The sequence below is a fragment of the Flavobacterium polysaccharolyticum genome (genome assembly GCF_038739875.1).
Classification (GTDB): Bacteria; Bacteroidota; Bacteroidia; order Flavobacteriales; family Flavobacteriaceae; genus Flavobacterium; species Flavobacterium polysaccharolyticum.
In genome coordinates this window covers 180,217-204,001 of sequence record NZ_JBCGDP010000001.1, presented here as the reverse complement: position 1 = coordinate 204,001, position 23,785 = coordinate 180,217, and the positions used below count along the sequence as shown (strand labels likewise).

General features: G+C 35.8%; 27 protein-coding genes and 2 tRNA genes. 15 read left to right on the top strand and 14 right to left on the bottom strand.

The genetic code is table 11. The features are described from left to right. Positions 1 to 80: 80 nt before the first annotated feature. From WFZ86_RS00905 to WFZ86_RS00875, 7 genes are all read left to right on the top strand, one after another. Positions 81 to 797: a pirin family protein gene (locus WFZ86_RS00905; RefSeq protein ID WP_342690198.1), complete on the top strand. Its 717-nt coding sequence runs from the start codon at positions 81 to 83 to the stop codon at positions 795 to 797. Between the two features lie 49 nt (positions 798 to 846). Beyond that, positions 847 to 1,128, top strand: a complete 282-nt coding sequence (locus WFZ86_RS00900; protein WP_064716399.1) for a GNAT family N-acetyltransferase — start codon at positions 847 to 849, stop codon at positions 1,126 to 1,128. A gap of 1 nt (position 1,129) precedes the next feature. Continuing rightward, positions 1,130 to 1,537, top strand: coding sequence for an OsmC family protein (locus WFZ86_RS00895; protein WP_315174289.1), 408 nt, complete (start codon positions 1,130 to 1,132; stop codon positions 1,535 to 1,537). A 5-nt stretch (positions 1,538 to 1,542) separates the two neighbouring features. Then, positions 1,543 to 1,767, top strand: coding sequence for a (4Fe-4S)-binding protein (locus tag WFZ86_RS00890; RefSeq protein WP_342690197.1), 225 nt, complete (start codon positions 1,543 to 1,545; stop codon positions 1,765 to 1,767). 17 nt (positions 1,768 to 1,784) lie between these two features. After that, complete coding sequence (locus WFZ86_RS00885) at positions 1,785 to 2,309, top strand: NADPH-dependent FMN reductase (protein ID WP_342690196.1); 525 nt, start codon at positions 1,785 to 1,787, stop codon at positions 2,307 to 2,309. Between the two features lie 100 nt (positions 2,310 to 2,409). Further along, a complete protein-coding gene (locus tag WFZ86_RS00880) occupies positions 2,410 to 2,748 on the top strand; it encodes a type II toxin-antitoxin system RelE/ParE family toxin (protein ID WP_159690490.1) in 339 nt (112 codons plus the stop codon). Positions 2,749 to 2,752: 4 nt separating this feature from the next. Further along, complete coding sequence (locus WFZ86_RS00875) at positions 2,753 to 3,064, top strand: helix-turn-helix domain-containing protein (RefSeq protein ID WP_159690487.1); 312 nt, start codon at positions 2,753 to 2,755, stop codon at positions 3,062 to 3,064. Positions 3,065 to 3,072: 8 nt separating this feature from the next. On the opposite strand, the gene WFZ86_RS00870 is transcribed toward WFZ86_RS00875, so the two are convergent. The 3 genes from WFZ86_RS00870 to WFZ86_RS00860 all read right to left on the bottom strand — a co-directional run bounded on the left by WFZ86_RS00870 (position 3,073) and on the right by WFZ86_RS00860 (position 6,014). Then, positions 3,073 to 3,630, bottom strand: a complete 558-nt coding sequence (locus WFZ86_RS00870; protein WP_342690195.1) for a hypothetical protein — start codon at positions 3,628 to 3,630, stop codon at positions 3,073 to 3,075. 159 nt (positions 3,631 to 3,789) lie between these two features. After that, the gene (locus tag WFZ86_RS00865; protein WP_342690194.1) at positions 3,790 to 4,341 is read right to left on the bottom strand and encodes a sugar O-acetyltransferase; all 552 of its coding nucleotides are present in this window, start codon (positions 4,339 to 4,341) and stop codon (positions 3,790 to 3,792) included. 41 nt (positions 4,342 to 4,382) lie between these two features. Further along, complete coding sequence (locus WFZ86_RS00860) at positions 4,383 to 6,014, bottom strand: hypothetical protein (protein WP_342690193.1); 1,632 nt, start codon at positions 6,012 to 6,014, stop codon at positions 4,383 to 4,385. Positions 6,015 to 6,159: 145 nt separating this feature from the next. On the opposite strand from WFZ86_RS00860, the gene fabD reads away from it, so the two are divergent. Next, a complete protein-coding gene (gene fabD / locus WFZ86_RS00855; RefSeq protein WP_315146297.1) occupies positions 6,160 to 7,032 on the top strand; it encodes an ACP S-malonyltransferase in 873 nt (290 codons plus the stop codon). Positions 7,033 to 7,166: 134 nt separating this feature from the next. After that, positions 7,167 to 7,418, top strand: a complete 252-nt coding sequence (locus WFZ86_RS00850; RefSeq protein ID WP_342690192.1) for a hypothetical protein — start codon at positions 7,167 to 7,169, stop codon at positions 7,416 to 7,418. Between the two features lie 147 nt (positions 7,419 to 7,565). On the opposite strand, the gene WFZ86_RS00845 is transcribed toward WFZ86_RS00850, so the two are convergent. From WFZ86_RS00845 to WFZ86_RS00830, 4 genes are all read right to left on the bottom strand, one after another. After that, the gene (locus WFZ86_RS00845) at positions 7,566 to 7,775 is read right to left on the bottom strand and encodes a hypothetical protein (protein ID WP_342690191.1); all 210 of its coding nucleotides are present in this window, start codon (positions 7,773 to 7,775) and stop codon (positions 7,566 to 7,568) included. Continuing rightward, the gene (locus WFZ86_RS00840; RefSeq protein WP_342690190.1) at positions 7,763 to 7,960 is read right to left on the bottom strand and encodes a hypothetical protein; all 198 of its coding nucleotides are present in this window, start codon (positions 7,958 to 7,960) and stop codon (positions 7,763 to 7,765) included. Before WFZ86_RS00840 ends, WFZ86_RS00845 begins: the two co-directional genes overlap by 13 nt. A gap of 119 nt (positions 7,961 to 8,079) precedes the next feature. Further along, positions 8,080 to 9,093, bottom strand: a complete 1,014-nt coding sequence (galE, locus tag WFZ86_RS00835; RefSeq protein ID WP_342690189.1) for a UDP-glucose 4-epimerase GalE — start codon at positions 9,091 to 9,093, stop codon at positions 8,080 to 8,082. A 99-nt stretch (positions 9,094 to 9,192) separates the two neighbouring features. Then, complete coding sequence (locus WFZ86_RS00830; protein WP_342690188.1) at positions 9,193 to 10,323, bottom strand: DegT/DnrJ/EryC1/StrS family aminotransferase; 1,131 nt, start codon at positions 10,321 to 10,323, stop codon at positions 9,193 to 9,195. Between the two features lie 142 nt (positions 10,324 to 10,465). Here WFZ86_RS00830 and WFZ86_RS00825 point away from each other — a divergent pair, with 142 nt between their 5' ends. Further along, positions 10,466 to 11,695 (top strand): 3-deoxy-D-manno-octulosonic acid transferase, encoded by a 1,230-nt coding sequence (locus tag WFZ86_RS00825; RefSeq protein WP_342690187.1) that lies wholly within the window; start codon positions 10,466 to 10,468, stop codon positions 11,693 to 11,695. 4 nt (positions 11,696 to 11,699) lie between these two features. Here the strand turns inward: WFZ86_RS00825 and WFZ86_RS00820 are convergent, their stop codons facing one another. From WFZ86_RS00820 to WFZ86_RS00810, 3 genes are all read right to left on the bottom strand, one after another. Beyond that, positions 11,700 to 12,419, bottom strand: a complete 720-nt coding sequence (locus WFZ86_RS00820) for a LytR/AlgR family response regulator transcription factor (protein WP_342690186.1) — start codon at positions 12,417 to 12,419, stop codon at positions 11,700 to 11,702. After that, a complete protein-coding gene (locus WFZ86_RS00815; RefSeq protein ID WP_342690185.1) occupies positions 12,406 to 13,368 on the bottom strand; it encodes a sensor histidine kinase in 963 nt (320 codons plus the stop codon). Before WFZ86_RS00815 ends, WFZ86_RS00820 begins: the two co-directional genes overlap by 14 nt. A gap of 217 nt (positions 13,369 to 13,585) precedes the next feature. Beyond that, a complete protein-coding gene (locus WFZ86_RS00810) occupies positions 13,586 to 15,586 on the bottom strand; it encodes an alpha/beta hydrolase family protein (protein ID WP_425402845.1) in 2,001 nt (666 codons plus the stop codon). 475 nt (positions 15,587 to 16,061) lie between these two features. Between WFZ86_RS00810 and WFZ86_RS00805 the strand changes: the two genes are divergently transcribed. The 3 genes from WFZ86_RS00805 to WFZ86_RS00795 all read left to right on the top strand — a co-directional run bounded on the left by WFZ86_RS00805 (position 16,062) and on the right by WFZ86_RS00795 (position 19,083). Continuing rightward, positions 16,062 to 16,505, top strand: a complete 444-nt coding sequence (locus tag WFZ86_RS00805; protein ID WP_342690184.1) for a GNAT family N-acetyltransferase — start codon at positions 16,062 to 16,064, stop codon at positions 16,503 to 16,505. Between the two features lie 31 nt (positions 16,506 to 16,536). Then, positions 16,537 to 18,693 carry a S46 family peptidase gene (locus WFZ86_RS00800; RefSeq protein ID WP_342690183.1) on the top strand — a complete coding sequence of 719 codons (2,157 nt, stop codon included), beginning with the start codon at positions 16,537 to 16,539 and terminating at the stop codon, positions 18,691 to 18,693. Positions 18,694 to 18,864: 171 nt separating this feature from the next. Continuing rightward, positions 18,865 to 19,083 (top strand): hypothetical protein, encoded by a 219-nt coding sequence (locus WFZ86_RS00795; RefSeq protein ID WP_342690182.1) that lies wholly within the window; start codon positions 18,865 to 18,867, stop codon positions 19,081 to 19,083. 108 nt (positions 19,084 to 19,191) lie between these two features. Here the strand turns inward: WFZ86_RS00795 and WFZ86_RS00790 are convergent, their stop codons facing one another. The 4 genes from WFZ86_RS00790 to mutS all read right to left on the bottom strand — a co-directional run bounded on the left by WFZ86_RS00790 (position 19,192) and on the right by mutS (position 22,576). Further along, entirely contained in the window at positions 19,192 to 19,539 is a 348-nt protein-coding gene (locus WFZ86_RS00790; RefSeq protein WP_342690181.1) for a YegP family protein, read from the bottom strand. Positions 19,540 to 19,652: 113 nt separating this feature from the next. After that, a tRNA-Leu gene (locus WFZ86_RS00785) sits at positions 19,653 to 19,738 on the bottom strand. A gap of 15 nt (positions 19,739 to 19,753) precedes the next feature. Next, positions 19,754 to 19,826: transfer RNA gene (locus WFZ86_RS00780), tRNA-Gly, on the bottom strand. A gap of 143 nt (positions 19,827 to 19,969) precedes the next feature. After that, on the bottom strand, positions 19,970 to 22,576 hold the full coding sequence (gene mutS, locus WFZ86_RS00775) for a DNA mismatch repair protein MutS (RefSeq protein WP_342690180.1): 2,607 nt from the start codon (positions 22,574 to 22,576) through the stop codon (positions 19,970 to 19,972). A 151-nt stretch (positions 22,577 to 22,727) separates the two neighbouring features. On the opposite strand from mutS, the gene WFZ86_RS00770 reads away from it, so the two are divergent. Together WFZ86_RS00770 and WFZ86_RS00765 are read left to right on the top strand one after the other, a co-directional pair. After that, entirely contained in the window at positions 22,728 to 23,168 is a 441-nt protein-coding gene (locus WFZ86_RS00770; protein WP_342690179.1) for a DUF1573 domain-containing protein, read from the top strand. Positions 23,169 to 23,235: 67 nt separating this feature from the next. Continuing rightward, positions 23,236 to 23,766 carry an RNA methyltransferase gene (locus tag WFZ86_RS00765; RefSeq protein ID WP_342690178.1) on the top strand — a complete coding sequence of 177 codons (531 nt, stop codon included), beginning with the start codon at positions 23,236 to 23,238 and terminating at the stop codon, positions 23,764 to 23,766. The last annotated feature ends 19 nt before the right edge of the window (positions 23,767 to 23,785 follow it).

Here is a 23,785-nt window from a genome sequence, read left to right as displayed (position 1 = left end):
TTTTCTTAATCTAGGTTAAGTGACTTCTGCTCACAACGAGCTTACCTTTGTATCCTAGTAATCACTAAATTTATACGAAGATGAAAAAATCAGTTTTACATACCGCAGATTCAAGAGGACATGCTAACCACGGATGGTTGAATGCTTATCATAGTTTTAGCTTTGCTAGTTGGTACAACCCCGATAGAGTGCAGTTTGGTATGCTACGCGTTTTGAACGACGATACTGTTGCTGCTGGAATGGGCTTTGGCACGCATCCACACGACAATATGGAAATCATCACCATTCCGCTAGAAGGCGATTTGGCACACAAAGACAGCATGGGCAATGCCGCAACTATCAAAACAGGCGATGTACAAGTAATGAGTGCAGGAACGGGTATTCAGCACAGTGAATTCAATCCGAATGCGGACCAACAAACCAAGCTGTTCCAAATTTGGTTGTTCCCAAAATACCGCAATGTAGCACCTCGTTACCAACAAATCACTTTGGATGTTACTGAACAAAAAAACAATTTTGCTCAAATTCTATCTCCAAATCCAGACGATGCTGGTGTGTGGATTCATCAAGATGCTTGGTTTTATTTGTCTGATTTTGATGCCGATTTCTCTAAAAAATTAGCCTTACAAAAAGAAGGTAACGGTTTTTACATTATGACTATTGAGGGCGAAATAGAAGTCAACGGAGAACGACTAAGCAAAAGAGATGCCCTTGGAATTTGGGATACTCCAGAAATTGACATCAAAGCAACAACAGCTGCTAAATTTTTGGTGATGGAAATCCCGATGGAACAATAAAAAAAGTAGTCAGTCGTCAGCAGATAGTATTCAATAAAAAAGGTAAGTTATGAACGAAGTACAAGTAAAAATGAACGATAAAAAAGGGAGTTTTTTTATTGAAATTGAAGGCAAACAAGAAGCAGAAATGACGTTTGTTTTTGCTGGGGAAGATAAAATCATAATTGACCACACGGGTGTAAATCCAGGCAATGAAGGAAAAGGTTTGGGCAAACAAATGGTCGCTCAAGCGGTAACTTATGCGCGAGAAAACAACATAAAAATCATTCCGCTTTGTCCGTTTGCCAAAAAAGTATTCGACAAAACTCCAGAATTTAGAGACGTGCTTTAAAATGGAAAACTTACTAGAAAAAGACGTTCAAGGAAGTATTGGTGCACAAAAATACTTGTGCACCATTTCTTGGCGTAACGGCGAATTACTAATGGATGAACCTGAAACTATTGGAGGGCAAGATTTAGGTCCTGACCCCTACTCTACTTTATTGGCTTCGCTGGCGGGTTGTACGCTTTCTACCTTGCGAATGTACATCGACCGCAAAGGTTGGAACATTCCCGAAATTCAAATTGCGTTGAATCTATCACAAAATAACGAGTCCGAATTAGAGACTACCATTTCGAGAACCATCACTTTTTCTGAAATCATTACCGAAGCGCAAAAAGAACGCTTACTTTTGATAGCCGAGAAATGTCCCGTTTCGAAACTATTAAAAAACAAAGTCAGTATTAACACTCAACTATAAATACTATGGATGCCAAAGATTTAACCAAAGAGTACAGCAACGGCGAAGTAACCATTGTTTGGAAAAACAGCTTATGCAAACACGCTGCCGAATGTGTAAAAAACAATCCCGACGTATTCAAACCCAAAGAAAAACCGTGGATTGTTCCCGAAAATTCGATTACTGAAGCCATTATCAGTACGGTAAAAAAATGCCCTTCGGGAGCATTGACGTATTATATGAATGAATAAAAATAAAAACATCTGTAATGAAAAAAATACTAGCCTTTGGCGCATCGTCTAGCGCGACCTCTATCAACAAACAATTGGCAACCTATGCCGCACATCAATTTGCCAACGCAACAGTTGAAGTTTTGGATTTGAACGACTACGAAATGCCTATTTTCTCAATAGACAAAGAAACCAAAACCGGAATTCCGCAATTAGCTCACGTTTTTTTTGCCAAACTGGGCGGTGCCGATGTTATTGTCATTTCGTTTGCGGAACACAATGGCGCGTATTCGACTGCTTTCAAAAATATTTTGGATTGGACTTCCCGCATCAACGGTAAAACCTTACAACAAAAACCAACGCTTTTACTCGCTACTTCACCAGGGCCACGAGGAGGTGCTTCGGTTTTGGAAATGGCCAAAAACAGATTCCCTTTCCAAGGAGCCGATGTTAAAGGTGCTTTTTCGTTACCGAGTTTTGCCACCAATTTTGATGCAGAAAAAGGAATCACCAACGAAGAGCTGAAAGCACAATTGCTAGAAATTATTGAGGCGATAGAATAAAATAATAGATTGGTGGTCAAAAAACAAAACGATGAACTTGAAAAAATTGTTTCTTAAAAAGGAAACTTATATCTTTACAAAAAATTATGCTTAGTAAACAATGGATTATAAATTTAAAGTTGAATTTCTTGAACCAGTCATAACATTTTTGGAAAGTCTAGAGCCGAAATCTAGAGAAAAAATACTTTATAATATCTGGAAATCAAGAAGCGTAAACGATAATGAACTATTCAAAAAACTTGATGGCGAAATTTGGGAGTTTAGAACTTTATATAACAAACAATATTTTAGATTGTTTGCCTTTTGGGATAAATCAGACAAAAAGGACACAATTGTAATTTCTACCCACGGCATAATAAAGAAAACCGATAAAACTCCCAAACTAGAAATTGAGAGAGCAGAATCACTAAGAGTAAAATATTTTAACGAAAAGAAATAAGAGTATGAAAACGTACAGTTTAGATGAAGTAACAGATAAATTCGTTGGAAAAAAAGGCACTCCAAATAGAGATAATTTTGAAAACGAATTGAAAATTGATTTGATTGGACAAACCATTAAACAAATTCGCAAAGAAAGAAACTTGACTCAAGAACAATTAGGTGCATTAGTCGGTGTAAAAAAAGCTCAAATTTCTAAAATTGAAAACAGCGTAACTGATGCAAGATTCGATACAATTATTAAAGTTTTTCGAGCTTTGAATGCAAAAGTTAATTTTAATGTAGAATTATTACATCAAGAAATAGCTGCACATTAATCTTTCACTTACAAAACCCCCTCAATAGCTTCGATGGCTTTGTAAAAATCAATAGGTTTTACTTCTTCAAAAAAGTCAATTTCGTGAGTATGCGGCAAGAAATCAGAAATAATACGCACGATAAAATCCTGTGGTTGCTTGAGATACATAAAGGTATAATCTTCCATATTCACCACGGTGCGTTCGGCCAAATTCGTCGTTTTGACAAATTTATCCGAAGTTAAGGAAGACAAACAAAGCAAGTTGGTTTTGGGTTCCGTCAATATCGGTTTACCGTTTTCGAACAGTTGTCCTTCGTAACCATAAAGCGAGGCGTTGGTAATTTCTATAGGCATTCCTAATTGTAATTCGGATGGAAGGTTTTCGGGTTTTCCTACTATGGCGGCAAAGCCGATTAACACACACAAATCGTGCGCAGGCAAATGCATCATTGCTTTGGCGGTGGTTTCTCTTCCCACACCTGAGATTACGATTTGGTAGTCATTTTGTAAAGACGGAAAGCGTTGCAAGGCGTTTTGCACTTTCTCGGCTTCTATTTCCATTGGGGTAAGTAGGATAACTTTCATTTTTTTATTTTTTTTGGGATGTTGGCTAATCAAGCCTTTTCTTGCCTTCTAGCCCCGGTAGTAGCGGCATCCTTTGTGGCCGGGGTTCGGCCGCAAAGATACAGCGGATGACGGGACTTTGCCTATAAAAAAGCCGCTTCTTTCTGCTCCTAAAAAGGATTACTGTAACTTTCGAATGACCCGCGCGGGATTACCTACGGCTAGCGAATGCGGAGGAATCTCTTTGGTCACCACCGAGCCTGCGCCAATCGTGCAGCCGTCGCCAATGGTCACTCCGGGGCAAATCACGGTATTGCCGCCAATCCAGCAATCATCGCCAATCGTGACGGGTTTAGACAGCTCGAAAGTGCGTCGCTCCACAATATTTAAGGGATGCGAAGCGGTGTAAATATGTACACCTGGCCCAAAAAACACGTTGTTACCAATGGTGATTTTCATCGTATCGAGCACCACACAATTGAGGTTGAAATACACATTCTCGCCTGTGTGAATGTTGTACCCATAATCGCAATGAAACGGCGGTTCTATGTACAAACGCTTGTGCGCATTAGGCAGTAATTGCTTGAAAAGCCCGCGTGTTTTTCCGTTTACAATATACTCGGCATTGATTTGTTGGAGCATTTTCTTGGCCCACAATCGCTCTTGCACCAACTGTTTGTCGTTGCTGAGATAGGATTCGCCAGCGAGCATTTTTTCTTTTTCAGAAGGCATTGTCTTTATGATTTAGCTACAAAAATAAATAAAACGATGCTTTACTTCTTACTCAACGTTAGATTTTGAAAACTAGAAATATCTACTACTTTTTCGAGGTCTAAATCATAGGTAATTTTGATGGAATCTCCCACAACCGTAACTGGTAATTCGCTCGAAATTTGTGAAGAACCTACATAAATAGTGGGTGATTTTCGCAGGGTGAAGTAATAAAAACTATTGCCGTTTTTGACGTCGTTTTGAATTCTTGTCACTACCGATTGAATGATTTTTTTATTGGCTACCGAATTGGGATTAATCTTATTGTCGGCCATATTATACACATTTTTGTATGCCGTAAGGGTCTCACGCATCGTATTGCCTACGCCCACAATCGTATAGTCAGAAATGGCAACCATAGCAAACATTTTAACCAATCCACCCTTGTCTTTTAAAGTCATTACGTAGGTAGGAATGGAATTGATGTTATATGGAATTGGCATAGAAGCAGTATATTCTTTTTCTTGAACCTTACCTTGGGCTGAACTTTGTGCCGCAAATTCTGTAGCGCCACCTTGCTTGTAAAAAGTGGTTTCTTTGGTACGGGTATCTACTAAAACAAAGCCTACTGCAGATTCGTCTTTGCCGGTTGAAGTAATACCTGTATACCAATACGATTTATTGTCTTTTCCATACACCAAAGTCATCCCTTCGGTGATTTGTAATTTGTCTTCATTTGAAAAATTGAAATACCCGTGAATTAACGTTCCCCAATCGTCTAATTGGTCTTCGATAAAATCTATAGGCTGTATACGATCAACCCATTTTGGTGTGTTGGCAATGGAATACTCTTGAATGGCTCCATTTTGTGCATCGACTACCAAAACTCCAGTTGCATTATTTCCAGAAAAGCCAATGGTTTTGTCATAGGTTGTAATCACCCAAAACGGCTTTCCATCGTCGTTGATTTCAAAAGTAAAGTCGGTTAAGCCAATAGTTGAGTATCCGTTAAGATAAGCGTGGCGATGAATTTCGGACTGAAAATAAGCAGACGGTTGGTATTTTATTTTTAAAGGTTTCCCATCAATTTGTTGCACCAATTTCACATCACGCTCATTGGTAGCCGAAACCATAACATAACCCGCAGTACCTTCGGAATTATTAATCCATTTGAAAAACCCAGAATGTAACAAAGGAGCTACCCAGTACAATTCGTTTTGTACTTTTTGAATACAAAAATGTCCCAACTCTACTTGACTTCCCAAAGCTGGTTGCGAGCCTAATATTTTTTCGCCTAATAAATAAGCCAATTCTTCATCGACTACTCGGATTTTGTCTATGGCAATAGGTGCGATATGTTGGGTAATTTTTTCGCCTTTATGCACTTTGCCAAGCAATTGTTGGTACGCCTCGCTTCTGAACATTTTTACCGTTGTAAATAAAGGGACAATGGCTACATAAAAAAGTAATACCAATATACTATAATAAAACACCTTGTGAGGCGCCTTCAAAACAGTTGTTTTATGGGTTTTCGGATCTACTTTTAATTTAATAAAAAACAAACTCACTAGCCCAACTAACAATAATAGAAAGAATGGCAATTTGAAAAAGCCATAATTAAGTACCGGCAACCCGAAATACATCAAAAGGAATGCGATAAAAACTGCAAAAAATACTAAGATTACTTTTTTCATAATATGAAGATATTTCCTTATTAGTCTGTTAATTTTTTAAACGTTACAACCAACAAAAAGAAAAGGTAGGAGCGTTTTTTTTTACATTCCATAAAAATAGTACTTTTGCGGCTACTAAAATTATTTATGACATAAACATACTATTATGAAAGCATACGTTTTTCCAGGTCAAGGCGCACAGTTCACAGGAATGGGCAAAGACTTATATGAGAACTCTCCATTAGCCAAAGAATTATTCGAAAAAGCCAACGAAATTTTAGGTTTCCGCATTACCGATATTATGTTTGAAGGCACAGCAGAACAACTAAAAGAAACCAAAGTAACACAACCTGCGGTGTTTTTGCACTCGGTTATTTTGGCTAAAACTTTAGAAAATTTCGAACCTGAAATGGTCGCTGGACACTCTTTGGGTGAATTTTCTGCCTTAGTAGCCAATGGTGCTTTGTCTTTTGAAGACGGATTGAAATTAGTTTCTCAAAGAGCTTTGGCGATGCAAAAAGCGTGCGAAATCACCCCTTCGACGATGGCTGCCGTTTTGAACCTAGATGACAAAATAGTAGAAGACATTTGCGCTTCAATTGATGGTGTTGTGGTTGCGGCAAACTATAACTGTCCCGGTCAATTGGTGATTTCTGGGGAATACAAAGCCGTAGAATTAGCTTGTGAAAAAATGAAAGAAGCAGGTGCCAAAAGAGCCTTGATTTTGCCTGTTGGTGGCGCGTTTCACTCTCCAATGATGGAGCCAGCTAGAGAAGAATTGGCAGCAGCTATCGAAGCGACTACTTTTGCTACTCCAATTTGCCCTGTGTACCAAAATGTAACAGCAAGCGCGGTTTCAGACCCTAACGAAATCAAGAAAAACTTAATCATTCAGTTGACTGCTCCAGTACGATGGACACAATCAGTACAACAAATGATTGCCGATGGAGCAACATTATTTACAGAAGTAGGTCCAGGAAAAGTATTGACCGGGCTGATTGGAAAAATCAATAAAGAAGCCGCTACTGCGAATGCTTAAAAATTTAAGATAGCAGATTGCAGAATTTAGATAACAATTCTTATCAACAGAATCCTCATAAACGTAAAGTTTGTGGGGATTTTTTATTTATCTTTAGTTTTCAAAAAAACAACAACCCATAAAACCCATTGACTATGAGAAAAATAATTTTAGGATTGGCATTTTTAGCTGTAGTAACCGTTTCTTGCAAGGAAGAAACCAAAGCAAAATTGGATGACGCCAAAGAGGCTGTAACCTCTGAAGTAGAAGAAAAAATAGATACTGCAACCGTAAAAGTAGAAAAAGCAGTAGATACTCTACAAGCCAAAACGAGTAAAGTACTCGAAAAAGGCGCTGAAAAACTAGACAAAGCCGCTGATAAAATGAAAGAAGCTGCCAAAAAGTAACAAAAAAGCCGAATCCCAAGGATTCGGCTTTGCTTTTATTTACAACTCTTTCGCTTCTTCACAATGATTATTGCTAATTCCAGTAATCAAAATAGCGGTTGCTTTCTTTTCGAAAAAAATGTACCAAGTAGTTCTTTTATTCGATTTCTAAAAAATATAATAGGTGCCTAAATGAGAAAGTGCTAAAGGTGTTTTTTTATGCGGAAAACTAGCTATTTCTGAAACTATAAAGTCAACAATTTTATTTACATAAACTTGCGCATTATCACTATAGCTAAAATACTCTTCTTCAAAAAGCACATATACTAATTGATCTAAATAATTCGAAACCTTATCTGCAAAAATTATTTTTTCCAAGGATAGGCTTTTATTCTTTTGAGCATCTCGGCTTTGAACTCTTCTGGAGTCAATCCATTAGCGAACTCCGTATCGAAATCAAATGTTGCTCGATCTATTCCTTTATGCTTCACCTGCGAAGACTCATAAACCACCGCTGGCACTTCCACTTTGGGCAATTTTGAGGATGTTTTTTTAGCACTCATTCCTTTATATTTTTACCTAACGAATTTACAAATAGTTCTTTAAAGAAAAAAACACCAAATTATCAATCGATACTTTGGTGCTTCTTACTGATTACTTTTTACTGATCAATGAGTACTATTTATGAGCGTATTTTCTGTTCCCATTTCCAAGCACTTGCTATTGCTTCATCAAGTGTAGACTCCGCTTTCCAACCCAAAACTGTATTGGCTTTGTGTGTATTAGCATAGGCTTCGGTAACGTCTCCCTCTCTTCGAGGTACGATTTTGTAAGGTAGTTTTTGACCACTTACGCGCTCAAAACTCTGAATCACTTCGAGTACTGAACTTCCTGTACCTGTTCCTAAGTTAAAAGTCTCAACTTTGTCGCTGTTTTTCTTTTCTAACAATCGTTCTAGCGCAATAACGTGTGCTTTGGCCAAATCAACTACGTGAATATAATCACGAACAGCTGTACCATCAGTCGTTGGATAATCATCTCCAAAAACCGATAATTCTTGTCGCAATCCAATTGCGGTTTGTGTAATAAAAGGCACTAAATTTTGTGGTACACCAATTGGTAATTCTCCAATTGCGGCAGTTGGATGTGCTCCAATAGGATTGAAATAACGTAATAAAATCGCATTGATAGATGACGCTTTTGCGGTATCTCTGATGATTTCTTCCCCTACTTTTTTGGTATTCCCGTAAGGCGACATTGGTTGTTGTACTGGAGCATCTTCGGTAATTGGCATTTTTTCGGCCTGTCCGTAAACGGTACAAGAGGAACTAAATATAAAGGAAGCCGCATCTTTTTGCTGTAATTCTTGCAAAAGATACACTAAGGCTGCAATGTTGTTTTCGTAATACAATAACGGATTCTCAACACTTTCTCCTACAGCTTTGGAAGCTGCAAAATGAATGACTCCAGCAATATCTGAATATTCTTTGAAGAGCGCCTGCACGGCTGCTTTGTCGCGCATATCAATATTTTTGTAATGCGGCGCAATTCCAGATATGCTTTCGATTCCTTTTAAAACATCGATAGACGAATTGTACAAGTTATCGACGATTAGGACTTCAAATCCTTTGTTTTGTAATTCCACTACGGTGTGAGAACCAATGAAGCCTAAGCCTCCAGTAACCAATATTTTCATAATTGTGTGGTTTGGGTTAGCCCTGATGGAAGCGGCATCCTTGCTTGGAGGGGTTCGCCAAGCAAGATACAGCGTACAGCAGGAAATAGCTCCTAAAAACTATCCTAAAAATTCTAAAACACTATCGGTAATAAATTTAATTTGCTCGTCATCAAGCTCAGTGTGCATAGGTAAAGATAACACTTCTTGTACCAACTGATTCGTAACTGGAAAATCTTCTTCTTTGTAACGTGTATCCAAATAAGCCTTTTGTGCGTGCAATGGAATTGGATAATAAATGGCACATGGAATACCTTTATCTAACAAATGCTGCATCAATCCATTGCGATCTGCATTGATGATGCGCAAGGTATATTGATGAAAAACATGACAATCGCAGCTATCGCAAATACTTGGCGCAATGATATTGGCGTGACCTTGAAAAGCCAAGGTATATTTGCGAGCGGCATCTTGACGCGCTTTATTGTATTGATCTAACAAGGGTAATTTAGCATTCAGAACTGCCGCTTGAATACTATCCAAACGCGAATTTACGCCCACCACATCGTGATGGTATCTTTCGTACATTCCGTGGTTTACAATACCACGAAGAGTATGTGCCAAAGCATCATCGTTAGTAAAAATAGCGCCACCATCACCATAACAACCTAAGTTCTTAGAGGGAAAAAAGGAAGTCGCTCCTACATGACCGATAGTCCCAGCTTTCTTTTTGGTACCATCTGAAAATTTGCAATTGGCACCAATAGCCTGTGCATTATCTTCGATTACATACAAATTATGCTCATTAGCCAAAGCCATAATTGCTTCCATATTAGCAGCACGACCAAACAAGTGTACGGGTACAATCGCTTTGGTTTTTGGAGTAATGGCTTTTTTAATAGCTTCTAAAGAAATGTTCATATTGTGCATGTCAACATCTACCAAAACTGGAGTCAATTGCAATAAAGCGATTACTTCTACGGTTGCTGCAAACGTAAAATCGGCAGTGATTACTTCGTCTCCCGGCTGTAATCCTAATCCCATCATAGCAATTTGCAGAGCATCGGTACCATTGGCACATGGAATGACGTGCTTTACGCCCAAATAGGTTTCTAATTCTTTCTGGAAAGTATGCACTTCTGGCCCGTTGATGTAAGTATTCGTATCTAAAACGTTTTGAATTGAGGTATTTACAACGTCTTTTATTTTATCATATTGACTTTTTAAGTCAACCATTTGGATTTTTTTCATTGAAAAATAATTTAAAGTTTGAAAACAAAGTAGGTTAACCCAAAATGTTTTCGCAAAAAAGAACAACAAAAATAGTTATTTAATCCCTCTTAGACAATGAAAAAACCATAAAGAAACTGTATTTTAGCCAAAATTTATACTCATGTTTTTTCTGTATAATCAAATCGTTTTTATAGCAGGTTTTTTATTGAAAATCGTTGCCCTTTTTAGCCCAAAAATGGCTCTTTTTGTAAAGGGTCGAAAGGATGTTTTTAAGACTTTAGAAGAAAAAATTCAAGCCAACGACAAATCCATCTGGTTTCACGCCGCATCCCTAGGAGAATACGAACAAGGGCTTCCTGTCATTGAAAAAATAAAAGAAAAATTCCCTTCCCATAAAATTATAGTCACTTTTTTTTCGCCTTCAGGTTACGAAGTACGAAAGAACAATACTGTGGCTGATTGCACGGTTTATTTACCATTGGATACTCAAAAAAATGCCAAACAATTTATTGAGCTAACAAATCCCGAACTGGTTTTCTTTATCAAATACGAGTATTGGCCGAATTACTTAAACGAACTCAAAAAACGAAACATTAAAACCTATTTGATTTCTGGAATTCTGAGAGAAAATCAAGCTTTTTTTAAATGGTACGGCGGTTTTTACAGAAAAGCACTGAACGCTTTTGATTTCTTTTTTGTACAAAATGAATCTTCTAAACAACTCTTACAGAGCCTTGGTCATCAAAATGTTTTGGTTTCTGGAGACACGCGTTTTGATCGTGTGAGTGCCATTTTAGAGAAAGACAACACTCTTGATTTCATAGCCGAATTCAAGAATAACAAAATTACTATTGTTGTAGGTAGTTCTTGGCCAAAAGATGAAGAAATTATCGCCCAATACATTAACCAATACAGCAATGAAAACGTAAAATTTATTATTGCTCCACATAATATCAAAGCAGAACAAATAGCAAAATTAAGAGACCAAATTACCAAACCGACTGTCTTATTTTCTGAAAAAGAAAATCAATCCCTATCCAACCAACAAGTTTTTATTATTGACACCATTGGGATTTTAACCAAAATCTACAGTTATGCCGACATTGCTTATGTAGGTGGCGGCTTTGGAAATCCTGGAGTTCATAATATTTTAGAACCCGCCACTTTTGGGATTCCAATCGTAATTGGACCAAATTATTCGCATTTTGCAGAAGCCACAGCTTTAGTACACCAAGAAGGTTGTATCACAATTTCAAAACAAACCGAACTAAATCAAACGTTAAACTTACTGGTTCAGGATATTGACAAGCGCCATGAAAAAGGGCAAATTTGTCAAACTTTTGTAAAAATGAATAAAGGAGCCACAAGAGTAATTCTAAAAAACTTATAACTTATTATAAACTCATTTTCTCTTTAAACAAGCTAGACTGCCGTCTTGAAATTTCTATTTTTTGATCATCTTTCAGCTGAACCAATAAATTACCACTAAACCACAAATCAATATTTTTTATATAATTTATGTTAATAATTTGATTGCGGTTAGCACGAAAGAAATCTTCAGGCAATTTTTTATCAATTTGATTTAACGACTTGTTTAAAATCGCTTTTTGATTGTTAAAAAAAACTTTTGTGTAATTACCATCAACTTCAAAAAGATAGATATCAGCTACTTTGACCAACCAACATTTTTCGCCATCTTTTATAAAAATTTGATTCGAAATTTCTACTTTTTGCTCAGCCTTTATTACTCGTTCTTGAAGTTTCTGCTTAATTTTTTCGATGGCCTTAGCAAATCGATTTGGACTAACTGGCTTCATTAAATAATCTAAAGCGTTATATTCAAATGATTTTAAAGCATATTCATCAAACGCTGTAGTAAAAACCGTAATCGGTACATTGTCTAACATCTCTAACAGCTCAAAACCATCTTTTTCAGGCATATTAATATCTAAAAAAAGTAAATCTGGCTGCTTCGCTGTAATCAATTCATAACCAGAATCTACGTTATCAGCCTCGCCTATAACTTCTATTTCAGGAAAACTTTTAATTAACTCTTTTAACTCATTTCGAGCTAATCGAGAATCTTCAACGATAATTGTTTTAATTTTTTCCATTTTCATCATTCAAAGGAATTACCACTCGTGCTTCTACCATCTGATTTACTTCTATTATTTCAAAAAAGGCTAGTTCGCCATATAGTAATTGTAAACGAGATAGTATGTTCTTTAACCCTATCTGTGTAGAATTAGATTGAATTAATAATTTTCCTGAATTAACTACTGTTACTTTCAAAAAATTATCTTCTGTTTTCGCTACTAGTCTTACTAAACCTCCAGCTTTTAAATTCGAGATTCCGTGCTTAACGGCATTCTCAACAAGAATTTGCAGTATCATTGGTGGTATTTTAATATTTAAAGTCTCGGGGCCTATTTCCTGAACATATTGCAATCGATCTTCGAGTTGGATTTTAGAAATTTGTATATAATTTACAACCATTTCTAATTCTTCCTCCAGTTTAATCTCATTATAATCATTTTTAGTCAACGAATACCGTAACATTTCCGAAAGCCTAGTTATCATATCCCTAGAACGAGAGGGGTCTTCTAAAATTAAACCTCTAATATTATTCAAAGTATTAAACATAAAATGAGGATTAATTTGCCCTTTTAAAGCATTGAGTTGTGCCTCTTTCAATGTGGATTCTAACAATATTTTCTCACTTTCTAGTTGTGCTTTAGATTCTAAATGCCTAACATTACTATATAAAAAATACCAAACCGATACTATGAAGCAGTTGGTATAAAACGTTAGAAAAACATTAGACATTTTAATCATATCAATCCATGCCATATCGGTAAAATAAGTAACCGGAAAGTAAAGAAAAGACCACAACACTACTGTTATGAGAAAAGAAAAAACAAACAGCAATAGTAATTTAGTATTAAAAGTATAGTTCTGTTTTTTTTCTAAAAGTTTTCTAAAAAAATCAGTTGTTATCGATCCAATTATTAACCACAACAAAAATTCTGAAATAAATAGTTTGAAGTAGCCAGTATGAAACATGTTTACTGACTTTCCAAAATAAATAAGCAACAAGCAAAGAGTCCAAACTATTATTATATCACTAAATGAATTAAAATTTTTCTTCCTCATAAAAATTACAACAAAATTGACATTAGAAAATCCACAAAAATAGTTATCAAATAAAGTAAAAACTGTATCATAGTTTAAAGATAACTACCCCTGACACTTTTTAATGCCAAAGGTAGTTTTATTTTAATTATTTTAAATTTTCAGCAAAAAACCCCATCATTGTTTTGTACAGCTCAATTTGATTTTCTTCTCTACCAAAACCATGTCCTTCGTTGTACTTGACCATATAAGGAACTTCAAATCCTTTTTTTCTTAAAGCGGTCACAATTTGATCCGATTCTGCAATATTAACCCTTGGATCATTTGCGCCTTGAACCACAAATAAAGGCTTTTTGATTTTATCCACCTGATAAAAAGGCGAAACTTCTTTTGCAATTTTAGCCTCTGCAGGATTGTCTAAATCATACCAAATTTTCTTTGCAGATTCTTTATAAGGTTTCCAATATTCAGGAAAAGAACTAAAAAAAGTTTCAATGTTTGAAATCCCTACATAATCCACTCCACATGCATATAAATCAGGTGTTTTTACTAATCCCATCAAAGTGGCATACCCTCCGTGACTTGCACCATAAATGGCAATCTTATCTTTGTTTATCCATCCTTGTGACAATACATACTGCACTCCATCCTCTAAATCATCCATCACTTTACGTCCAATTTGACCATATCCTGATTTCAAAAATTCTTTTCCGTAACCTCCAGAAATTCTAAAGTTTACATGTAAAGTTGCATAGCCGCGACTTGCAAACAATTGTGCTTCCTGATTAAATCCCCAACTATCTCTTATGGTTTGTGGACCACCGTGAGGATTTACAATTAAAGGCACCTTTTTTCCGTCTAAAGCAGATTTAGGCAGGGTGATGTAACCGTGAATTAAAATTCCGTCGCGACTTTTAAAAGAAATCGGTTGCATTACGGCCATATCTTTTTGTTCAAGCTTAGGCATCAAATCGAACATATAAGTCAATTTGTTCAACTTTGCATCGTATTGGTAGTATTTTCCATAAATTTTATCACTAGAAACAATGATCAGCATTTTTTCTTCATCGTCACTTTGGGAAACAATTGTAAATTGCTCTTCTTTAAATTCCTTTTGTAAGTTTTCATAAGTCTTTTTAAAAGATTTACTTATCGGAATTATGGTGCTCTTTTCTCCGTTAAACCCAACGTAATCAACTTCGAAGTTTCTTTTTTCAGAAAGCCCTAGATAATTTGAATCAAAGGTCGGATTGGAATAAATTTTCTTAATGACTTTGTTCTGATTCAAATCATACAAAACGATTTGGGATTTATCTGAATCTAAATTTGATATTATATAAGCATCATCTGGATTAGGAGTCTGATAATTTAAAGAAACAACATTGAATGTCTCTGACGATTCATATTCTTTTGTCAATTTAAAATCATTAGAAGCTGAAGGCTTATAATAATACTGCATTTTAATGCCGTTAACTATTTTTGCAAACCCTATTAGGTTACCATCTTTATCAAAACTATACGTTAGTATGGGGTTTTTAAGATCAGTATTTGTATATAATTTTTCTATTGCTCCTGTCTTGACATTAATTTTGTAGGGCTCCTTAACTTGTTTATTATCTTTATTCATTGTTACAATAATAAAGTCCTTTTGATTTTTAATTACAGATGTAATTTCAGCCTGAACACCATCAAAAGGAGTCAAATCAAAAGCAGCAGAGCCATCGATGGCAGCAGAATAAACATGTCTGTTTTCATTCCCTCCCTTATCCATAACGTAGGCTAACCGTTCATTATTTAGCCAAAAATACCCTCTGATTAGCTCCTCTTTTTCCTCAATTACAAGCGAAACTTTGCCTGTTTTTATCTCTTTTACATACACATTATTTTTGCCATTATCCGTTTTTTGAAAATAAGACATGCGTAATCCGTCGGGAGATAATCTAAATGTTCTCGCTTTTGGTTTTGCAAAGAAATCTTCAACGGAATATTTGTAATTTCCATTGTCAAAAGAAGCTAATTGAGCTAATTTCTCTTTAGATGTTACTAAAGACACATCACCTTTAACAACTTGCTCTTTAGTCATTTGCCCATAATTTACAGCTGACAAAAGCAAACCACACCCCATTATAATTTTTTTAAAATTTTTCATTATTTGTTTTTTGATTGATTATACTTTATTTGATGGCGTCTGAAAAACCTTCTACAACTCCCGCAAGAAAAATAACTGCAAATGACACAATTATTAAAGTTACTATTCCTAACACTACTTTTTTGATACTTAATTTTTCCATTTTGATTGATATTAAATTAATGATTATTGTTCGTTTTTTGATTGATTAGTACTATTATAAACAATTGATTTTATGCATACATAAACCCAATTTTATCATAAGAAAGCCAATTACAAGACCTATTATTACTGTCTTTGATGTTTTATTTGTTGACATTTGTTTTTGTTATTTTGATGATTAATTCCTTTTTGATGATTCAAAAGTAGTTAGCCTTGCCTTGTTATAAAATCAAAAAATGACGAACGGTTATATCGAAATGACGAACGGTTACTACGGTTATTAAATACAAACAGACGTAATATCACCTACCTTTGCAACTCTTAAAAAAGTAAGATGATCGATTTTAAACCTCTAGAAAAAAACAACATTAATCTCATTAGCGCATTGATGGTAGATTTTTACGCTATTGACAACTACCCTATTACTATTGAAAAAACAAAAGCATTATTGGATCAATTTATAGACAATCCAGCATTAGGTTTAGCATGGCTAATCTATACAAACGACACCGTGGTAGGTTATCTAATTTTAACGTTTGTTTTTAGTTTTGAATACCAAGGCAAGATTGCTTTTTTAGACGAATTATACATTCAACCCAAAGCGCAAGGCCAAGGAATTGGAAAAAGTGCCGTTGCTTTTGCCAAAACACAAAGTGCAGAATTAGGATTGAAACTACTTTATTTAGAAGTCGAAGAACACAATCTTCCAGCTCAGCAATTGTACCTCAAAAACAGTTTCACCTTTCATCCTAGAAAATTGATGAAACTCAAATTATAATTTTATTACCTTTTTAAATACCATTACTCCCATGAAATTCTTAAAACTATTCTTATTGCTTTTTGTGATCCAAACTCAAGCCCAACAAGGCGGTATGTGGATCCCTTCTTTGTTGGAAGGAATGAACGAAAAAGAAATGAAAAGTCTAGGTATGAAAATGACCGCCAAAGACATTTACGACACCAACAAATCTAGCTTAAAAGACGCTGTACCTCAATTTAACGGAGGCTGTACTTCCGAAGTTATTTCACCAAAAGGACTTTTGCTAACCAATCATCATTGTGGCTACGGACAAATTCAATCGCATTCTAGCACCGAACACGACTATTTAGCCAATGGTTTTTGGGCCTACAAAATGGAAGATGAATTACCCAACAAAGATTTGGTCGTAACTTTTATTGTCAAAATAGAAGATGTGACCAAACAAGTATTAGAAGGAGTGAATACACTAACTAATGAAGCCGAAAAGCAAAAGAAAATTCAAGAAAACATAAGCGCTTTAAGTAATTCATTTCCTATAGAAGCTTGGCAAGAAAACAAAATCCGAACGTTCTACGATGGCAATCAATACTTACTTTTTGTTACCGAAACCTTCAAAGATGTTCGTTTAGTAGGCGCGCCACCAACTTCAATAGGAAAATTTGGATCGGATACCGACAACTGGGTTTGGCCTAGACATACTGGAGATTTTTCACTTTTCAGAATTTATGCTGACAAAAACAATCGTCCAGCCTCCTATTCAAAAGACAATGTTCCTTACACTCCAAAACACTTTTTACCAGTTTCTTTAGACGGTATTGCCGAAGATGATTTTACTTTAGTTTTTGGATATCCAGGAAGAACCAATGAATACTTGCCTTCTGTTGCCATCAACCAAATTGCAAACGAACTGAATCCTGCAAAAATCGAAATCAGAGAACAAGCTCTTAAAGTAGCCGATGGTTTTATGAGAAAAGACAATGCTATCAAAATTCAATATGCTTCAAAATATGCAGGAACAGCCAATTATTGGAAAAAATGGCAAGGTGAAACTTTAGGCATCAAGAAATCAAATGCGATTGCCGTAAAAAAAGAAGCCGAAAAGAAGTTTCAAGAAAAGGTTAGCAAAGCCAAAAAAGAAAAGGAATACGGCAGTCTTTTGAGTGATTTCGAAAAAAATTACACTGAAATCGCACCTTACGCTTTGGCAAGAGACTATTTTAACGAAACCGTACAAAGAAATACGGAACTACTTACTGTTGCATACAAATTCTATCAATTAGAGCAACTTTACAACACCAAGGGAGAGCAATCTTTTACCGACAGAAAAAACAACCTGTACAATGGATTGGGTGATTTTTATAAAGATTTCAGCGCCAAAGTTGACGAAAAAGTATTCGAACAACTCATTAGTTTGTATGCTACAAAAGCACCTAAGCAATTCTTACCGAACACGCTCATCAACGTTGATATTAACCAACTGACAAAAACCATTTATTCTGGCTCCAAACTCACTTCCTATTCTGGCTCAAAAGAACTACTAACTGGCGACACAAAAACGGTATTAGAAAACATCAACCGCGACCCTGCTTTTGTTCTAGTAAAAAGTATGGCCGATATGTATCTAAAAGAAGTAAATCCTACTTACGAGGCTTTAAATTTGAAAATAACAGAATTGCAGCGCAATTATATGAAAGCGCAACTAGAACTGAGCGAAAATTCAAGAATTTTTCCAGATGCCAATAGTACTTTGAGAGTAACTTATGGAAAAGTAAAAGGATACGAACCAAAAGACGGCGTATATTACAATCCTATTACTTATCTGGACGGTATAATGGAAAAATACATTCCGGGTGACTACGAATTTGATGTCTCTCCAAAATTGATTGATTTATACAAAAACAAAGATTTTGGAAATTATGGTGAAAACGGGAAAATGCCAGTATGTTTTATTGGTACCAATCACACTACAGGCGGAAATTCAGGAAGCCCAGCGCTAGATGCCAAAGGAAATTTAATTGGATTGAACTTTGATCGCGTTTGGGAAGGTACGATGAGCGACATCTATTACGATCCTAGCATTTGCAGAAATATAATGGTTGACATTCGTTATGTGCTTTTCATTATGGACAAATACGCCGGAGCAAAAAACTTGATTGAAGAATTACAATTGGTACATCCTAAAAAAAACCAAAAAGGCAAACGTTAGTAACTAACAGCTAATATTTTAGCACACACCCCTATATTGGCATACTATTTGATATTTAAACGCTCGTGAACAGAGAACATAATTTAAAAAAAATACAAAAAAATATATTGCGTATTAATTTTTTTATATCTTTGCCACGAATTAATAATTAACCTTTATAATAAAATTAAGATGAAAAAAGTATTTTTAAGTTTAGCTGCTGTTGCTGTATTGACTGTTGTATCTTGTAAAAAAACTGACGCTGCTGCTGAAGGAGCTGAAGTTGCTGTTGATTCTGCTGCTACTGTAGTTGATTCTGCTGCTGCTCCTGCTGTTGATTCTGCTGCTACTGTAGTTGATTCTGCTGCTGCACCTGCTGCTCCAGCTGCTGAAGCTCCAGCTGCTAAGTAATTTTTAAATTACAGAAAAAAATCAAGCCATCCATGTGATGGCTTTTTTTATGCAAAAAAAGCCCAAGAATCATCTTAAGCTTTTGTTTTTTTTCATTACTCCACAAGATCAATCTGGAAAAACAAAGGTGTTTTCAGAAAAATCTAAAATTTCAGCCACAGCAGCAGATTTTTTTATCTCCTCTATTCCCTTAAGCAATCGCAACTCTGTAGTATACTTTCTACTAGTAGCCATATGCCGTTCTCCTAGCAACAATCTAAAATAATACTTACCAGCTGCTGATTTTAATTTAACAAAAACCAATACATCAATAGACTGCTGTATTAAAACAATATCATCTTCTCCTTCAAACTTCAATTCATAGCTTTGACTGGTAAAAATCACCTTCCCTTTACGCGATGTAAAAACAAACTTATAAGTATCATTAAACCGTTTACTAATCACAAAAGCACCCATACATTAATTTATACGTTAAAAATTTTAGAATCAAATTAGTCCATCCTCATCAGGCCGATGTTAAGATTTGTCATAAATAAAAAAAGCTCCAAACATAGTTTGAAGCTTTCTTGTACTCAGAGCGGGACTTGAACCCGCACGAACATTGCTGTTCACTGGATTTTAAGTCCAGCGTGTCTACCAATTTCACCATCCGAGCATTATGTGGTGTTTGAGCGAAAAACGGGGCTCGAACCCGCGACCTCGACCTTGGCAAGGTCGCGCTCTACCAACTGAGCTATTTTCGCGTTTTCAAATTCTTAAAGAACTACAGTACTTGTTTCGTATTGCGGTGGCAAATTTAGCACAAATATTCAATAAAACAAGCCTTTTTCAGAAAAAAAAATCAATAAAAATATAACTTTCTGATAACCTATTCTTTATACTGCAATTATTTTCGACTGAGCATTCGTTTTATCTCGTTCAGCTTCATTAAAGCCTCCATTGGCGTTATCGAATTAATATCTAATTGTAAAATTTCTTCTTTAATCTCCTCCAACAAGGGGTCATCTAGATTAAAAAAACTCATTTGCATCTCATCTTTTGCAGCTTTGATTCCATTTAAAGCATCCCCTGAATGGTCTTTTTCTAATTTCTTTAATATTTTTTGTGCTTTCAAAATCACCAACTGCGGCATTCCAGCCATTTTGGCTACATGAATCCCAAAGCTATGAGCAGAGCCTCCTTTTATTAGTTTTCGAATAAAAAGCACGTTGTCTTTTAATTCTTTTACAGCGACATTATAATTTTGTATGCGAACTAACGATTCACTCATTTCATTCAATTCATGATAATGAGTCGCGAAAAGAGTTTTGGGTTGCGAAGGATGCTCGTGCAAAAACTCAGCAATTGCCCACGCAATAGAAATTCCATCATAAGTACTTGTTCCTCGACCTATCTCATCCAAAAGCACTAAACTTCTATCTGAAATATTATTCAAAATAGAAGCCGTCTCGTTCATTTCGACCATAAAAGTAGATTCACCCATCGAAATATTATCCGAAGCTCCTACCCTAGTAAAAATTTTATCCACAATACCCATTCTAACGCTATCTGCTGGAACAAAACTTCCCATTTGAGCCAAGAGCACAATCAAAGCCGTTTGTCTCAAAATAGCCGATTTACCCGACATATTAGGCCCAGTAATCATAATCAACTGCTGTGTGTCTCTATCTAGGAAAACATCATTGGCGATGTAAGGCACGCCAACAGGCAATTGTTTTTCAATTACCGGATGACGACCATTTTTAATATCCAATTCAAAGGTTTCATCCAATTCAGGACAAACGTATTGGTTTTCGATTGCCAATTGCGTAAAAGAACACAAACAATCCAACTGCGCTACCAAATTGGCATTCATTTGAACTGGTTTTATATAAGTTGAAATCCATTGTACTAATTGTTCAAAAATCTCTCCCTCGATTTTATGAATTTTTTCCTCGGCACCTAAAATTTTGGTTTCGTATTCTTTCAGCTCTTCAGTAATGTAGCGCTCGGCATTCACTAAGGTTTGCTTACGAATCCATTCGCTTGGCACTTTATCTTTATGCGTATTTCGAACTTCAATGTAATACCCAAAAACATTATTAAAAGAAATTTTCAAAGAAGAAATACCCGTACGCTCGGATTCTCTTTTTTCAATTCCTTCTAAAAATTCTTTTCCGGAAGTAGAAATCGCACGTAACTCATCCAATTCAGCATGTACACCAACCGCAATCGCATTTCCTTTAGCAATAGCTACGGGTGCATCTTGATTTAAGGTCGTTTTTATTTTCTCTCGAAGCAAATCACAGCTATGTAAACTATCTCCAATTACTTTTACGGCTTCTTGCGGACTTTGTAAAGCTATCGTCTTGATCGGCAAGATCGCATCTAAAGATTCTTTCAAATACACCACTTCACGAGGCGATACTTTCCCCGCAGCAATCTTTGAAATCAAACGTTCCAAATCAGAAATCTGCTTGATTTGATATTGTATTTGTTTTAAAACTTCTTGATTTTCTTTTAAATACCCCACCACTTGATGACGACTCTGAATTTTGGCCGCATCCTTCAAAGGCAAAGCCAACCAACGCTTCAATAATCGTCCGCCCATAGGCGATAGCGTTCGATCGATTACATCTAGCAAAGTCACCGCATTAGGATTATAACTGTGGTATAACTCTAGATTTCGAATGGTAAAACGATCCATCCAAACGTAAGCGTCTTCCGCAATTCGTTGTATGGCCGTAATATGCTGCACCCTATTATGCTGTGTTTCGGACAAATAATACAAAATAGCGCCCGAAGCCACGATCCCTTCTTTCAATTCTTCGACACCAAAACCTTTTAAAGAAGTGGTTTGAAAATGCTTAGTTAAGCTTTCAAACGCATAATCCTCTTTGTAAATCCAATCTTCAAGATAAAAACTATGGTAATCGTCTCCGAATGTTTCTCGGAACGTATTTTTGTTGTTTTTTGGCACTAAGACCTCACTAGGGTTGAAATTTTGCAACAACTTATCGATGTATTCTGCATTTCCTTGTGCGGTTAGAAATTCTCCAGTAGAAACATCTAAAAATGAAATTCCAATATTTTTATTGGTAAAATATACCGAAGCCAAAAAATTATTGGTTTTGGATTGCAACACCTCATCGTTCATAGAAACCCCAGGAGTAACCAATTCAGTTACGCCACGTTTCACAATCGTTTTGGTCATTTTGGGATCTTCTAGCTGATCACAAATGGCTACACGAAGTCCAGCTTTAACTAACTTGGGCAAATATGTATTGATAGAATGATGGGGGAAACCTGCCAATGCAGTCTCCGTCTCAGACCCAGCACCTCTTTTGGTCAATGTAATACCTAGTATTTTGGATGCGCGAATAGCATCTTCGCCAAACGTTTCATAAAAATCACCTACACGAAACAACAAACAAGCATCAGGATACTTCCTTTTGATTTCATTATATTGTTTCATCAATGGCGTTTCTTTCACGCCTTTTTCTTTTGCTGCCAAATTAGTGGGAATTAAATTCTGTAATTACGACAGCGAATTTATAGATTTTAAAGCGAATAACGAAGGGTTCAAAAATTAAAAATTTTAAGCCTTTTTTAAGTCATGGTTTCTGTTTTTTGTATAGATTTGCGGGTACTAAATTTTAAATCTTATGAAAAAAATACTTACCCTACTTTTCGTTTTGAGCTTAGGAATAACTACAGCTACTGCACAAGAAACTTCAAAAAAAGCTAAAAAAATAAAAGCAACAGTAGCCAAAGTTGAAGGAGCAGGAATGGTATTCGTTAACGAAACTATTGATTATGGAACAATTGCACGTAATTCTGACGGAAAACGCGAATTTGTTTTTACCAACAACGGGAATGCCCCTTTGATTATTACCAACGCACAAGGATCATGCGGCTGCACTGTTCCAAGCAGTCCAAAAGAACCTATTATGCCTGGTTCAAAAGGTGTTATTGGTGTAAAATATGCTACTGATAGAGTTGGTCCTTTTACCAAAACCGTGACAATTACTTCAAATGCTGCTGGTCAACCAACCAAGACTTTGACTATAAAAGGAAACGTTTTACCTGACGAAGTAAAAAGCTAATAAACATAAATATTTCAAAAAAAGCTTCCTTCCTTTAGGAGGCTTTTTTTATTAAATTGATATTACGATGAGAAAATTGGAGAATAGCGAACTTGAAAGAAAGTCTATTGAAGGATTCAAAGAATCTAAAAAAACACCTCTAATTCTGGTTCTTGATGATGTAAGAAGTCTTCATAATATTGGGTCTGTATTCAGAACTGCTGATGCTTTTTTGGTAGAAAAAATTATACTATGTGGCATTACTGCTACACCTCCCAACAAAGAGATTCACAAAACCGCTTTGGGTGCTACAGAAACAGTAGCTTGGGAACATTATGAAAACGTTTTGGATGCTATAACGGATCTAAAAAAAGACAATGTTATTACTTTAGCGATTGAACAAGTTGAAAGCGCCATTTTTCTTCAAGATTTCAAAGTTGATACTTCAAAAAAATATGCTTTAGTTTTTGGCAATGAAGTACATGGTGTAGCACAAGAAGCGGTAGCCCTTTGTGACGGATGTATCGAAATTCCTCAATTGGGAACCAAACATTCCTTGAATATATCGGTAAGTGCTGGTATAGTTGTCTGGGACTTATTCAAACAATATCACTACTAATTCCTTTATTGTTTATTTT